The 14,194-nt window shown below is 56.6% G+C and carries 12 protein-coding genes; 4 read left to right on the plus strand and 8 right to left on the minus strand.

All coding sequences use genetic code 11. The features are described 5' to 3' along the window. Nucleotides 1–338: 338 nt before the first annotated feature. Nucleotides 339–1,592 (plus strand): NADP-dependent isocitrate dehydrogenase, encoded by a 1,254-nt coding sequence (gene icd, locus PQR63_RS10110; RefSeq protein ID WP_408167731.1) that lies wholly within the window; start codon nucleotides 339–341, stop codon nucleotides 1,590–1,592. Nucleotides 1,593–1,768: 176 nt separating this feature from the next. Here the strand turns inward: icd and cspE are convergent, their stop codons facing one another. Beyond that, a complete protein-coding gene (gene cspE / locus PQR63_RS10115) occupies nucleotides 1,769–1,972 on the minus strand; it encodes a transcription antiterminator/RNA stability regulator CspE (RefSeq protein WP_009665919.1) in 204 nt (67 codons plus the stop codon). 342 nt (nucleotides 1,973–2,314) lie between these two features. On the opposite strand from cspE, the gene clpS reads away from it, so the two are divergent. Both clpS and clpA read left to right on the plus strand, forming a co-directional pair. Next, nucleotides 2,315–2,629: an ATP-dependent Clp protease adapter ClpS gene (gene clpS / locus PQR63_RS10120; protein ID WP_007880228.1), complete on the plus strand. Its 315-nt coding sequence runs from the start codon at nucleotides 2,315–2,317 to the stop codon at nucleotides 2,627–2,629. Further along, nucleotides 2,626–4,932 carry an ATP-dependent Clp protease ATP-binding subunit ClpA gene (clpA, locus tag PQR63_RS10125; protein ID WP_408167732.1) on the plus strand — a complete coding sequence of 769 codons (2,307 nt, stop codon included), beginning with the start codon at nucleotides 2,626–2,628 and terminating at the stop codon, nucleotides 4,930–4,932. The genes clpS and clpA overlap by 4 nt, the downstream gene beginning before the upstream one ends. Nucleotides 4,933–5,190: 258 nt before the next feature. On the opposite strand, the gene PQR63_RS10130 is transcribed toward clpA, so the two are convergent. The 6 genes from PQR63_RS10130 to PQR63_RS10155 form a co-directional block, all read right to left on the minus strand. After that, a complete protein-coding gene (locus PQR63_RS10130) occupies nucleotides 5,191–6,282 on the minus strand; it encodes a M48 family metalloprotease (protein WP_408167733.1) in 1,092 nt (363 codons plus the stop codon). Between the two features lie 19 nt (nucleotides 6,283–6,301). Then, nucleotides 6,302–6,751, minus strand: coding sequence for a dUTP diphosphatase (dut, locus tag PQR63_RS10135; protein WP_007880233.1), 450 nt, complete (start codon nucleotides 6,749–6,751; stop codon nucleotides 6,302–6,304). 37 nt (nucleotides 6,752–6,788) lie between these two features. Then, nucleotides 6,789–7,997 (minus strand): bifunctional phosphopantothenoylcysteine decarboxylase/phosphopantothenate--cysteine ligase CoaBC, encoded by a 1,209-nt coding sequence (gene coaBC / locus PQR63_RS10140; protein ID WP_408167735.1) that lies wholly within the window; start codon nucleotides 7,995–7,997, stop codon nucleotides 6,789–6,791. Between the two features lie 74 nt (nucleotides 7,998–8,071). Next, complete coding sequence (gene lspA / locus PQR63_RS10145; RefSeq protein ID WP_408167736.1) at nucleotides 8,072–8,581, minus strand: signal peptidase II; 510 nt, start codon at nucleotides 8,579–8,581, stop codon at nucleotides 8,072–8,074. 110 nt (nucleotides 8,582–8,691) lie between these two features. Next, nucleotides 8,692–11,586, minus strand: a complete 2,895-nt coding sequence (ileS, locus tag PQR63_RS10150; RefSeq protein WP_408167737.1) for an isoleucine--tRNA ligase — start codon at nucleotides 11,584–11,586, stop codon at nucleotides 8,692–8,694. 114 nt (nucleotides 11,587–11,700) lie between these two features. Then, entirely contained in the window at nucleotides 11,701–12,678 is a 978-nt protein-coding gene (locus tag PQR63_RS10155; RefSeq protein ID WP_408167738.1) for a bifunctional riboflavin kinase/FAD synthetase, read from the minus strand. A gap of 286 nt (nucleotides 12,679–12,964) precedes the next feature. Here PQR63_RS10155 and PQR63_RS10160 point away from each other — a divergent pair, with 286 nt between their 5' ends. Next, nucleotides 12,965–13,420 (plus strand): GNAT family N-acetyltransferase, encoded by a 456-nt coding sequence (locus PQR63_RS10160; RefSeq protein ID WP_408167739.1) that lies wholly within the window; start codon nucleotides 12,965–12,967, stop codon nucleotides 13,418–13,420. A gap of 37 nt (nucleotides 13,421–13,457) precedes the next feature. Here the strand turns inward: PQR63_RS10160 and PQR63_RS10165 are convergent, their stop codons facing one another. Next, nucleotides 13,458–14,150: a GntR family transcriptional regulator gene (locus tag PQR63_RS10165; protein ID WP_094563053.1), complete on the minus strand. Its 693-nt coding sequence runs from the start codon at nucleotides 14,148–14,150 to the stop codon at nucleotides 13,458–13,460. Nucleotides 14,151–14,194: the final 44 nt, after the last annotated feature.

Consider the following 14,194-nt stretch of genomic DNA (forward strand, 5'->3'; position numbering starts at 1 on the left):
TGCATTCACAGCGCAGCCAGATCTGCTCCGGACGCGTCGACGCGCCAGTGCAAATGTTACAGCCTGGGTATTGCAAAGGCACGACATTCAGTAAAATACTCGTGCAAGATAAAAATGGTATCTTATGTCTTATATAAGACGTTGTTTTATCCTTTGCAGATATCCCGTGTAAGCAAGCTTGGATGCGGCGATGGCAATTCGTGGCTCAGCTGGCCGCACGATACGTAATTCGCCGCTGTTTCCTGATGCCGCTTACGGGAATCTGGTTCAGAATGGCAGGCTGTGAGCATTCTAGCTTTTGCGCTTTATTCCGTTTAGTTTAATTGTCGGAGACAACGATGTACCAACATATCAACGTGCCGTCTGAAGGTAAGAAGATTACCGTCAACGCAGACTTTTCCCTCAATGTTCCGGACAATCCGATCATTCCATTCATTGAAGGGGACGGCACCGGCAGCGATGTGACGCCTGTCATGCTCAAAGTCGTCAATGCCGCGGTCGAAAAAGCCTATGGCGACAAGCGCAAGATCAACTGGATGGAAATCTATGCCGGCGAAAAATCGACCAAGCTCTACGGCGATGACGTGTGGCTTCCGGAGGAAACCGTCGCGGCAGTCAAAGAGTACATCGTCTCGATCAAAGGCCCGCTGACAACGCCGGTTGGCGGCGGTATCCGCTCGCTTAACGTGTCGCTGCGACAGCAACTGGATCTGTATGTCTGCCTGCGCCCAGTGCGCTATTTCAAAGGCGTGCCGTCGCCGCTGCGCGAGCCTGAAAAAACAAACATGGTGATCTTTCGTGAAAACTCGGAAGACATTTACGCCGGCATCGAATGGCAAGCCGGTTCGGAAGGCGCCAAGAAGCTGATCGATTTCCTGGTCAAGGAAATGGGCGTCAAGAAATTACGCTTCCCGGAAACCTCCAGCCTCGGCATCAAGCCGGTTTCGCAAGAGGGCACCGAGCGTCTGGTGCGCAAGGCGATTCAATACGCGATCGATCACGACAAGCCCTCGGTCACTCTGGTCCACAAGGGCAACATCATGAAGTTCACCGAAGGCAGCTTCCGCGACTGGGGTTACGCCCTCGCGCAGAAGGAGTTTGGCGGTGTGATCATCGATGACGGCCCATGGGTGCGGATAAAGAATCCCAAGACCGGTCGCGACATCATCGTCAAGGATTCAATCACGGATGCTTTCATGCAGCAAATCTTGCTGCGTCCGGCGGAGTACAGCGTCATTGCGACACTTAACCTGAACGGCGATTACATCTCGGACGCGTTGGCCGCACAAGTCGGCGGTATCGGTATTGCCCCTGGCGCCAACATGTCGGACTCCGTAGCCATGTTCGAGGCTACACATGGCACATCGCCACGTTATGCGGGTAAGGATTACGTCAATCCTGGTTCGCTGATCTTGTCTGCGGAAATGATGTTGCGCCACATTGGCTGGACCGAAGCAGCCGCGATCATTGTCGAAGCGATGCAAACCACGATTTCGTCGAAGAAGGTGACTTATGACTTTGCTCGCCTGATGGAAGGTGCGACACAGGTGTCATGCTCCGGATTTGGCGATGCCGTGATCGGGAATATGTGATTTGCAAATCGTCGCATTACTGAGTGACGTGCAGTTGATCAGGAAAGGCCGGGTAACCGGCCTTTTTTATTGGCTTTTTTGCCGTTTTATCTTTGGATGTGAAAAGAGGGCTTAAAAACAGGCATAAAAAAAGCTCCTGTCGAAACAGGAGCTTTTTAGAAGCAACTTAACCGAAATTAAGGGGCTTGGATGTTAGAAGCTTGCTTGCCTTTGGGGCCTTGCGTGACTTCGAACTGAACTTTTTGACCTTCTTTGAGGGTCTTGAAGCCGTTCATCTGGATTGCCGAGAAGTGTGCGAACAAATCTTCACCGCCGTCGTCCGGGGTGATAAAGCCAAAGCCCTTAGAATCGTTGAACCACTTGACTGTACCTGTTGCCATAAAAGCATCTTTCAATTAATAAAAAATCACACGAGCCGTTAAAGCAAGAAGCCTCGCGAGATTAAAACGTCCGCAGCCCCCCTTAAACTTGCCCCCTTCGTATTAACAAGCAGTAACTACTTATCAATAAATTCCATTGTTCTCGTTAAAAATACAAAAGTCAAGTTGTTTTGAATGGAATTATTAAGCTTTTGTTCACTCGATGGGAACTGCACCTCTTGATTTACGATAAATAAGCGTTATCTGCGGACTATCAGGAAAACGCGTAATATCTAATTTAATTTGGATATTTTCTTCATCGTTGTGCGTTGCACAGTTGATTGATAGTTTTAGAATAGATGCATGGCAACCAAGCACGATAATGATAACGGTACAGTCCTGGCGCGGCAGGAGCAAAAGCTCAAGCCGCCTCCTATGTACCAGGTATTGTTGTTGAATGATGACTATACGCCGATGGAATTCGTCGTCGCAGTCATTCAGGAGTACTTCAATAAAGACCGTGAAACGGCGACGCAGATTATGCTCAAAGTTCACCGCGATGGGAAAGGTATGTGTGGTGTGTATCCCAAAGATATCGCATCCACAAAAGTTGAACTCGTATTAACCCACGCTAGGAAAGCAGGGCATCCCCTGCAGTGCGTGATGGAGGAAGCATGATTGCGCAGGAATTGGAAGTCAGTTTGCACATGGCATTTGTTGAGGCCAGACAATCCCGTCACGAATTTATCACGGTAGAGCATTTGCTCCTTGCCCTGTTGGATAATCCATCAGCGGCGGAAGTGTTGCGCGCGTGTTCGGTCAATATCGACGACTTGCGCAAGACGCTGACCAATTTTATTACCGACAACACGCCCACCGTGCCCGGTACCAACGAAGTCGACACGCAGCCTACGCTGGGCTTCCAGCGCGTGATCCAGCGCGCGATCATGCACGTGCAGTCGGCTTCCAACGGCAAGAAGGAAGTGACCGGCGCCAACGTGCTCGTCGCCATCTTCGGCGAGAAGGATTCGCACGCTGTCTATTATCTGCATCAGCAAGGCGTAACTCGCCTGGACGTAGTCAATTTCATTTCTCATGGTGTGCGCAAGGATCAGCAAGTTGATTCGCAAAAAGCGCCTGAAGGAGCGGAAGACGTGCAGACCGAAGGCCAGCAAAAGGAAAGTCCTCTCGATCAGTTCACACAGAATTTGAACAAGGCTGCCGCAGAAGGCAAGATCGATCCGCTGATCGGCCGCGACGCCGAAGTCGAGCGTGTGATCCAGACTCTCTGCCGCCGCCGCAAGAACAACCCATTGCTGGTCGGCGAAGCCGGCGTCGGCAAGACTGCCATTGCCGAAGGCCTGGCATGGCGCATCACGCAGAGCGATGTGCCGGAGATCCTCAAGAACGCCGTCGTGTATTCGCTCGACATGGGCGCGTTGCTGGCCGGCACCAAGTATCGCGGCGATTTTGAGCAACGCCTGAAAGCCGTCCTCAAGCAATTGAAGGATGCGCCCAACGGCATTCTGTTCATCGACGAAATCCACACCATCATCGGCGCCGGTTCGGCTTCGGGCGGCACGCTGGATGCATCGAATCTGCTCAAGCCTGCGTTGTCGAGCGGCCAGCTGAAATGCATCGGCGCGACCACCTACACTGAATTCCGCGGCGTGTTCGAAAAAGACCACGCCTTGTCGCGTCGCTTCCAGAAGATCGACGTCAACGAGCCGACCGTCGAGCAGACCATTCAGATTCTGCGTGGTTTGAAGTCCAAGTTCGAAGAGCATCATGGCGTGAAGTATTCCGCTTCGGCGCTGACTTCTGCAGCAGAACTCGCAGCACGCTTCATCAACGACCGTCACTTGCCGGATAAGGCAATCGACGTTATCGACGAAGCCGGCGCAGCACAACGCATCCTGCCAAAGTCGAAGCAGAAGAAGACTATCGGCAAGTCCGAGATCGAAGAGATCATCTCCAAGATCGCGCGGATTCCGCCGCAATCCGTCAATCAGGACGACCGCACCAAGCTGCAAACGATTGATCGTGACCTCAAGAACGTCGTGTTCGGTCAGGATCCAGCGATTGAAGCATTGGCATCAGCCATCAAGATGGCGCGTGCCGGCCTGGGTAAAACCGACAAGCCGATCGGCTCTTTCCTGTTCTCCGGTCCGACCGGCGTGGGCAAGACCGAAGTGGCGAAGCAACTGGCCTTCATCATGGGCATTGAGCTGATTCGTTTCGACATGTCCGAATACATGGAGCGTCACGCGGTCAGCCGTCTGATCGGCGCGCCTCCGGGCTACGTCGGTTTCGATCAGGGCGGTCTGTTGACCGAAGCGATCACCAAGAAGCCGCACGCTGTGCTGCTGCTCGATGAAATCGAAAAGGCGCATCCGGATATTTTCAACATCCTGCTGCAGGTGATGGATCACGGCACGCTGACTGACAACAACGGCCGCAAGACTGACTTCCGCAATGTCATCATCGTGATGACCACGAATGCCGGCGCAGAGAGCCTGCAAAAGCGTTCGATCGGTTTCACTGACAAGAAGGAAGCCGGCGACGAGATGGCGGATATCAAGCGTATGTTCACGCCGGAATTCCGCAATCGTCTGGATGCGATCATCAGCTTCCGTGCGCTGGATGAAGACATCATCCTGCGCGTGGTCGACAAGTTCCTGATGCAGCTGGAAGAGCAATTGCACGAGAAGAAGGTGGAAGCCGTATTCTCGGACGCATTGCGCAAGTTCCTGAGCAAGAAGGGCTTCGATCCACTGATGGGCGCGCGTCCGATGTCGCGTCTGATCCAGGACATGATCCGCAAGGCGCTGGCCGACGAACTGCTGTTTGGCCGTCTGGTCAACGGTGGCCGTGTCACCGTCGAGCTGGACGACAAGGATCAGGTCAAGCTGGAATTCCCCGAAGGCGACGATCCGACGCCTCCGCCGGAAGAGCCGCAGGAAAAGCTGGAAGTCGAATAAGCTGTATCGACATCGTCGGCGCATCGCAAGGTGCGCCGGTGCTGCAGCTAGCGGGACAAGCAAAAAGGCCGGAACGTTTGATCGTTCCGGCCTTTTTGTTTTGTCGCTCGTCTCGCTGAAGCACTGATTTGCTGATCCGTCTTGTTTAGCGCTATCTCATGGCTTCGTCGCTTGATTAGTATGCTGTTCCGGCGGCACAGAAGCCATCTATAAGCGCATGACGGCATCGGTTTTGCCCGGTGCCGTCAGCATCTCACATTAAGGCGTCAGTGGCTTTCCCGCAGCCTGTTTGGCCTTGAGCCCCTGCGTCGACTTGTCGATCATGGTCATGCGATAGGCCGTCGCCGGATGCAGCGCAGTGTAACCATTCGGTACGCTGACCGTATATTGCGACGCCAGACGCTGCCAGAAGGCCGCGTAGCCGTCGATGCTGTAGCCGGCACGCACCAGCATGTATAGCGCCAGATTGTCGGCGGCAGCGTCCAGATCCTGCGGATATGGACGAATGCCACCGGTGCCTGCTGTGGCTGTCGGATCCGGTTGTGCGCGCATCAGGTTGTCGATCACGCTGCCGATAGTCGCCACCATGCGCTGACGAATAGCGTGTCCCAGTGAATTGTGGGCCATATCCTTGGCAATCAGATACGCCAGTTCTTCATCCGACTTTACAAAATTCATCATGCCGCGCGTAATCAGCACGCGTCGGCCGTCTGCGTAGGTGTTGACGTTGTCGGCGTTGCCCAGTTCGATGCTGAAGGCGCAGGCCAGCGTCAAAGGCACGATGACGTTTTGCTGTGCCTTGTTGCGCATCACGGTCAGTTTGATTGGTGCGCGCCCGTTGGTGACCAAGGGGCCCAGCAGATTGGCAGCCTGGCGCTCGGCATTGGCGCCTTGTTGCAGAGGCTTGTCGGCAACCGCCAGCAACACATCTCCGCGTTGAATTCCGCTCTTGGCGGCACCGCTGTCGGGCAACACGCCGGTGACTTGCAGACGGTCGTCAAAGCCTAGCGATTGAGCGGCGTTGATGAACTCGGTCGGATAGGAATACTTGTTCTTGGCGGTGAAACCCAGCAGATTGCGCGCATTACCTCGGCATAGCGGTGCGTTGCTGGTCAGCAGCGGCGCCGCGACGTTGTACAGGCGATCCTGCTGCGCCGTCAGTGCGCGCAAGGCGATCTGATCCGGCGTCAGCACCGGCGGCTTCACGGCGACCGGTGCTGTCACGGCTGGTGCCGGTGTATTGAGGGTAGTGCCATCCTGCGGTGTGACGCATGCTGCGAGTAAAGCTGCCGGAATGACGGCCAGCGCTATTTTTATTTTTCCCCAATATCCCTGATGACCTGCGCGCATCCAATACTCCTTAGTAATCCTAGTGTTTGCCAGTGCTGCCGAAGCCGCCCGCGCCGCGCTCGCTGCTGTCGAATTCTTCAACCACGTTGAAGCCGACCTGCATGACGGGAACGATCACGAGTTGTGCCAGGCGCTCCATGGGGTTTAGGACAAACTCGGTCTGGCCTCGGTTCCATGTGGAGACCATCAACTGACCTTGATAATCTGAATCGATCAGACCGACCAGATTGCCCAGTACGATACCGTGCTTGTGGCCCAGACCACTGCGCGGCAGGATGATGGCCGCATAGCCTGGATCGGCCACGTGGATCGCCAGGCCGGTCGGGATCAGATGCGTGGTTCCCGGAGCGATCGTCAGCGGTGCGTCGAGACAGGCGCGCAGATCCAGGCCGGCGCTACCTGCGGTAGCGTAGGCGGGTAGTTGGTCTTTCATGCGCGGGTCGAGGATTTTGACGTCGATAGTTTTCATGGAAACAAAAATTGTTAAGTTAAAAGTCAGAGCTGAATTAGTGTGTGCCTGATGTGGCAATGCGATGCGCAATCTCGCGCACCAGTTGCCGCGCCAGCGTTTGCTTGTCGGCGCGCGGCAGGCTGGTGTGGCCTTTGTCGTCGAACAGCGTCAGCGCATTTTCGTCCTTGCCGAAAGTCTGATGGCCGATATTGCCTACCAATAGGGGAATATTCTTTTTCACGCGCTTGGCGGCGCCGTATTGTTCGAGGTTTTCAGACTCAGCTGCAAAACCCACGCAGTACGGACGCTTGGGCAAAGCAGCAACGTCGGCGAGGATGTCGGCGTTCTGTTCGAAGGACAAGTGCAGGCTGTCGTCGGCGGCGCTCTTCTTGAGCTTCTGATTGCTGACGTTGGCCACGCGCCAGTCGGCCACCGCAGCGACGGCCACGAATATATCCTGGCCGGCGACATTGGCGAACACGGCGTCATGCATCTGCTGCGCCGTCTGCACGTCGATACGGCGCACGCCGTAAGGTGCCTCCAACGCAGTTGGTCCAGATACCAGAACGACTTCGGCGCCAGCTTCCCGTGCGGCGCGCGCAAGGGCATAACCCATCTTGCCGGACGACAGATTGGTAATGCCGCGTACCGGATCAATCGGCTCAAACGTTGGTCCCGCCGTCAGCAATACACGACGACCGGCCAGCAGCTTGGGCTGGAAGGCGGCGATGATTTCTTCCAGCAGTTGTTCAGGTTCCAGCATGCGGCCATAACCGACTTCACCGCAGGCCTGGTCGCCCGAATCAGGGCCGAGCAATTTGATGCCGTCCTGTTGTACTTGTGCGATGTTGCGTTGGGTTGCCGGGTTCTGCCACATCTCGACATTCATGGCCGGAGCGATCATCAGCGGCACGCCATGCGGGCGCGCCACGCACAGCGTCGACAGCAGATCGTCGCAAGCGCCATGCGCCAATTTGAAAATGAAATCGGTGGAGCAGGGGGCGATTACGATGGCGTCAATGCCACGCGTCAGATCGATGTGCGGCATGTTGTTCTCAATGCGCGCATCCCATTGATCGGTGTAGACCGTGTTGCCGGTCAGCGCCTGCATGGTGATGGTCGTCATGAACTGTGTTGCCGCCTGCGTCATGACAACCTGCACCGAAGCGCCAGCCTTGCCGAGACCGCGCGCGAGTTCGGCGGCCTTGTAGCACGCCACGCCGCCGGTCAGGCCGAGAAGGATTTTTTTGCCAGCGAGATCCATTGCCTTACTCCTTATAGAACTCAATCATGACGGCTGCGGGATCCAAAATTATTCGCAGCCTTGCCGTCCGTCATCTATTTGCCGACGCGGCGCAATTCATCCAGCACGAACAATACCGCACCTATGCAGATCGCACTATCGGCGATGTTGAATGCCGGCCAATGCCAGCCGCCAACGAAGACGTCGAGAAAATCGACCACATGGCCGTACATGATGCGATCAATCACGTTACCGATTGCGCCACCCAAAATCAGCGCCAGCGCCCAGCAGAACATGCGTTGTCCGGCGTGCTTGCGCAGCAGATAAATGATGTAGACCGCAGCAGCAATGCCGATGGCGGTGAACAGATGGCGCTGCCAGCCCGACTCGGCTGCGAGGAAGCTGAACGCCGCGCCCTTGTTATAGACCAGCACCAGATTGAAGAATCCGGTGACCGGACGCGATTCGCCGTAGTGAAACAGCTTGAGGATGGTGATCTTGGACAACTGATCCAGCAGCAGCACGATCAGCGAAATACCCAGCCATGGCAGCAGGCTGTTGTTGTTGCTGGAGCTGGGCATGAGGCGTTTTTTATTGGAAGCCATGGAGGATGGATATGGATGATGTCGAAGAAGGATATTCAGAAAAAGCACCGGCACGCGCTATTGCTTATTGGTCGCGTGCCGGTCTGCTTGATACTTATACTTGATGATGCTTAAGCGAAGTGGCGGGCTTCGCCGCTGCCGAACAGATTGGAGACGCAACGGCCGCACAGGCCTGCATGCTCCGCATGTGAACCGACATCCGCGCGGTAATGCCAGCAGCGCTCGCACTTCTGGTTGGCCGACGGTGTGACGATGATGGCTTCGTCGCTCTCCGCTGCCACGGCAGTGACTTTGGCCGCCGATGTGATCAGTACGAACTTCAGATCGTCGCCCAGGCTTTCCAGCAAGGCTACCTTGTCGCCGCTGACTTTCAGTTCGACTTCCGCCTGCAATGACGAACCGATGTTGCCGGCGATGCGGACTTCTTCCAGTTGCTTGGTCACCGCTGCGCGCACTTCATGCAGCACGTTGAACTTGGCGACCAGCGCATCGGCTTGCGCCACTTCCGGCAGCGTGTAGTAAGTCTGCGAGAAGATGGTTTCGCTGCTGTCGGCAAAGGCTTCCTTGCTGGCGAAGAAACTCCATGCTTCTTCCGCCGTGAACGACAGCGTCGGCGCCATCAGACGCAGCAGCGCCTGGGTGATATGCCAGATCGCAGTCTGCGCCGAACGGCGTGCATGCGAATCGACGCCGCTGGTGTACAGGCGATCCTTTAGGATGTCGAGGTAGAAGCCGCCCAGGTCTTCCGAGCAATACATCTGCAGCTTGGAAACCACCGGGTGGAACTCGTAAGTCTCGTAATGCGCCAGGATTTCTTTTTGCAGGTTGGCCATGTTGGCGATCGCATAGCGGTCGATTTCCAACATCTCGGCGACCGGCACGGCGTTCTTGGTCATGTCGAAATCGGCCGTGTTGGCCAGCAGGAAGCGCAGCGTATTGCGGATGCGGCGATAGGCTTCGGTCACGCGCTTGAGGATTTCGTCGGAGATCGAGATCTCGCCGGAATAATCGCTCGACGCCACCCACAGGCGCAGGATTTCCGCGCCCAGCGAGTCGGCCACCTTTTGCGGCTCGACGCCGTTCTTGAGCGACTTCGACATCTTGCGGCCTTCGCCGTCGACCACGAAGCCGTGGGTCAGCAGCGCCTTGTACGGCGCGCGGCCGTTGAGCATTGACGAGGTCAACAGGGAGGAGTGGAACCAGCCGCGATGCTGGTCCGAACCTTCCAGATACAGATCGGCAGGGAATTGCAACTCCTGCTTGTGCGAACCGCGCAGCACAGTCTGATGGGTCGAGCCGGAATCGAACCAGACGTCCAGCGTGTCCTTGTTCTTCAGGTATTGATCCGCCTCGTCGCCCAGCAATTCCTTTGGATCCAGCGCCTGCCATGCCTCGATGCCACCTTGCTCGATGCGTTGGGCAATCTGTTCCAGCAACTCAGGCGTGCGTGGATGCAGCAGGCCGGTTTCCTTGTGCACGAAGAAAGCCATCGGCACGCCCCATTGGCGTTGGCGCGACAGCGTCCAGTCGGGACGATTGGCGATCATGCCGTGCAGGCGCGCCTTGCCCCACGCCGGGAAGAAGGCAGTGTCTTCGATGCCTTGCAGCGCGGTCTCGCGCAGGCTCTTGCCACCGTCTTTCGGCGTGTTGTCCATGCTCGCGAACCACTGCGACGTGGCGCGATAGATGATCGGCGTCTTATGACGCCAGCAGTGCATGTAGCTGTGATCGAACATCACCAGCTTGAACAGCGTACCGACTTCTTCCAGCTTGGCGCAGATAGGCTTCGACGCTTCCCAGATCGTCAGGCCGGCAAACAGCGGCAGCGACGATGCGTAGCGGCCATCGCCCATGACCGGGCTGATGATGTCGTCGTCCTTCATGCCGTGCGCCTTGCACGAGATAAAGTCTTCGATACCGTAGGCAGGCGCCGAGTGGACGATGCCGGTACCGCTGTCGGCGGTCACATAGTCGCCCAGGTAGATCGGCGACAGGCGGTCATAGCCCTTGTCGGCGGTCGCCAATGGATGATGGAAGGCGATCAGCGACAGCGCTTCACCCTTGGTGGTGGCGATGACTTTGCCTTCAAGGCCGAAGCGTTGCAGGCAGGACTCGACCAGATCGTTGGCCAGGATCAGCAGCGTCGGTTCGCCATGGCGCTCGGTCTGCACCAGCGCGTAGTCGAATTCCGGATGCACGTTCAGCGCCTGGTTGGACGGGATGGTCCATGGCGTAGTGGTCCAGATGACGACGTAACCCTTGTCGGTAGGCAGCTTGTCCAGGCCGAAAGCCTTGGCGATCTTGTCGTGTTCCGCAAACGGGAAGCCGACGTCGATGGCCGGGTCGCGCTTGTCCTGATATTCCACTTCTGCTTCCGCCAATGCGGAGCCGCAGTCAAAACACCAGTTGACCGGCTTCAGGCCGCGATAGACATAACCCTTCTCCAGGATCGTGCCGAGCGCGCGCAGCTCATCGGCTTCGTTGGAGAAGTTCATGGTCTTGTATGGATTGTCCCATTCGCCCAATACGCCCAGACGGATGAAGTCCTTCTTTTGCAGTTCGATCTGTTCGTTGGCGTAAGCGCGGGCCTTGGCTTGTACTTCTGCCACCGGCAGGTTCTTGCCGTATTTCTTTTCGATCTGGATTTCGATCGGCATGCCGTGACAATCCCAGCCCGGCACGTATTGCGCGTCGAAGCCGGCCATATTGCGGGCCTTGACGATCATGTCTTTCAGGATCTTGTTGACGGCGTGGCCCAGATGGATCTCGCCGTTGGCATACGGTGGGCCGTCATGCAGGATAAACTTTGGGCGACCGGCCGATGCCTGGCGGATGCGCTGATACAGTTTCTTGGTCTGCCATTCCTTGACCCATTGCGGCTCGCGCTTGGCGAGGTCGCCGCGCATCGGGAATGCGGTCTCCGTCATATTGACCGGATACTTGCTGACCGGCTTGCCTTCAGGTTTGCCCGGCTTGTTTGGCTTGGAGGATTCGTTATTCGACATAGTTGTTTTCAGTTAAATTCTGGAAATCGGTGACGGCTGAGGTAGCTGATCCGGCTGTTGATACGGTAAGAAGCGTCGTCGGAAATCAGTACCGGCGAGCGGGGCGGGCCAGCGTCAAATTCGGTCGGTGGCGGACACGGCGAAACTCGCCTGTTCCTTGAACCAGGCACGCGCCTGTTGCGCATCGCGCTCAATGGCTGCCGTCAAGGTCGGCAGGTCGACGTATTTCTCTTCGTCGCGCAATTTCTTCAAAAATTCCACGCGCAGCAATTTGCCGTAGCAATCGCCGCTGTAATCGAAGATGTGTGTTTCCAGCAGCACGCGGCCGCTGTCGTCCACGGTCGGACGCACGCCCAGGCTGGCTACAGCCGGCAAGGGGCTGTCGCCCAATCCATGCACCTGCACGACAAAAATCCCCGACAGCGCCGGACGTTTGTGGCCAACGCGCATGTTCAGCGTCGGGAAACCGATAGTGCGGCCAAGCTTCTTGCCGTGCACCACATGGCCGGAAATTGCATACGAATGCCCCAGCAACTGGCGCGCATGCGGAAAATCCGTCTTCGCCAGCGCCGCGCGGATCGCCGACGACGAGATGCGCACGCCCTCGTTGTTCACGTTCGGCATGGTGTGCACTTCAAAGCCGTATTGCTTGCCGGCGTCGATCAGGGTCTGGATATTGCCGGCGCGGCGCGAGCCGAAGCAGAAATCTTCACCCACCAGCAGCCAGCGCACGTGCAGACCCTGAATCAGGATCTTTTCGATGAAGTCTTGCGGCGAGAGGGCGGCAAAGTTGGCGTTGAAGTGTTCGACGATCACGCGATCGACACCGGCATTGGACAGCGATTGCAGCTTGTCGCGCAGGTTGGCGATGCGTTGCGGGGCTTTTTCCGGGGTGCCGGCCAGTTGCGCGAAGAACTCGCGCGGATGCGGTTCGAACGTCATCACGGCGGCATCCAGGTTCAGGCGGGTTGCAGCTTCGCGCACCTGCGCCAGCAGCGCCTGGTGGCCACGGTGCACGCCGTCGAAGTTGCCGATCGTCAGCGCGCAGGGCGCACGCGATTCAGCATTGGGAAGTCCGCGAAATACCTTCATGGAAGAGGTTAAAAGTGATGCCGTTGCAAAAGCCTTCCATTATAAATGTTTTCGGAGGCTTACCCCTGATTTGGCGGCGAAACGGCGGGAAACAAGCGATGGCAACGGTTGTTCCGGTTCGCGGGCCGCGCCGGTGAGGCTGATTTTTGCAAGTAGTGTTGTTAAATTAATATTTATTTCAAAATGACAATGTTGTTTGACGTTAATGCCTTCTCTTGTATCTCTGGGCATAATGTCTGTAGGGACAGAAGTCCATCCATCACATCACAACATCAGGGAAACAGCCATGCAGATCGAAGTGGACGACCTATCACGCCCCGCCATCCACGCCTTGCTTGAAGAGCATTTGCGCAATATGCGCGAAATATCGCCACCCGAAAGCGTGCATGCGCTCGATCTCAGCAAGCTGCGCAGCCCGGACATCACGTTCTGGACGGTGTGGGAGGGCGAGCAACTGATAGGCTGCGGCGCGCTCAAGGAGCTTGATAGTTTGCATGGCGAGATCAAATCCATGCGCACGCCCGAGGCGCTGCGTCGCAAAGGTGCCGGCCGGGCGATGCTAGTGCATATTCTCGAGCAGGCCAAAGCGCGCGGTTACGAACGTCTCAGCCTGGAGACCGGATCGTTTGACGCCTTCAAACCGGCCCGGCAATTGTATGAGAGTGTGGGTTTCGTCTACTGCGGCCCGTTCGGCACTTATGGCGAAGATCCGAACAGCATGTTCATGACGTTGCGCCTGTAAAACTTCAGCGAAGCGGCAGAGTGGATTGTGCTGGCGGCTAAGGCAGCGTTTTCAATTGTTCCTGACGCGCTTCGGCCAGCATCCAGATGGTGATCTTGCGCACCTCTAGTTTGCTTTGCGTAATGTGAGCGCGCAGCAGAATCTGCGCCTCGGTGGCCTTGCGTTTGGCGATCAGCTTGAGGATCTTGCCGTGTTCCTCATACGTCGCCAGTACGCGGTTCTTTTTCAGGAAATCGAGTCGGCGGACAATGCGAATTTTTTCCGTCACTTCGGTATGGATGCGCGTCATTTCCTCGTTGCCGGCGGCGGCGACCAAATTGGTGTGGAAGCTTTCGTCCAGCTCAGCCACCTTGACGGCTTCGCTTTCGCGTTCTTCCTCCGGCACCAGCCAGACGGCGTTGAGCTCTTGCAAGCCGGGCGAAGGATCCGGATTCTGGCAGAGCCGCTCCAGCGCGGCCATTTCCAGCACGATGCGCAGGTCGTAGAGATTATCGAGACGGTCGAAGTCGATCGGCCGAACCTTCCAGCCGCGACGAAAACCGACATCCAGATAACCTTCGCGCTGCATCCGGAAAAGGGCGTCGCGCAATGGCGTGCGCGAGACACCGTAGGACAGCGCCATTTCAGTTTCGGTGAAATTATCCCCCGGCAGCAGACGGAAATTGAAGATGTCTTCCTTGAGCCGGTTGTAAACCTGTTCAGCGAGAGGGTTTGCAGAAGTTACGGTCATGGTGGAACGTCATCAATACAAAAAGGAAATCAACAAGCCGGAAA

The organism is Herbaspirillum rhizosphaerae, assembly GCF_046025915.1.
Lineage (GTDB): Bacteria > Pseudomonadota > Gammaproteobacteria > Burkholderiales > Burkholderiaceae_D > Herbaspirillum > Herbaspirillum rhizosphaerae_A.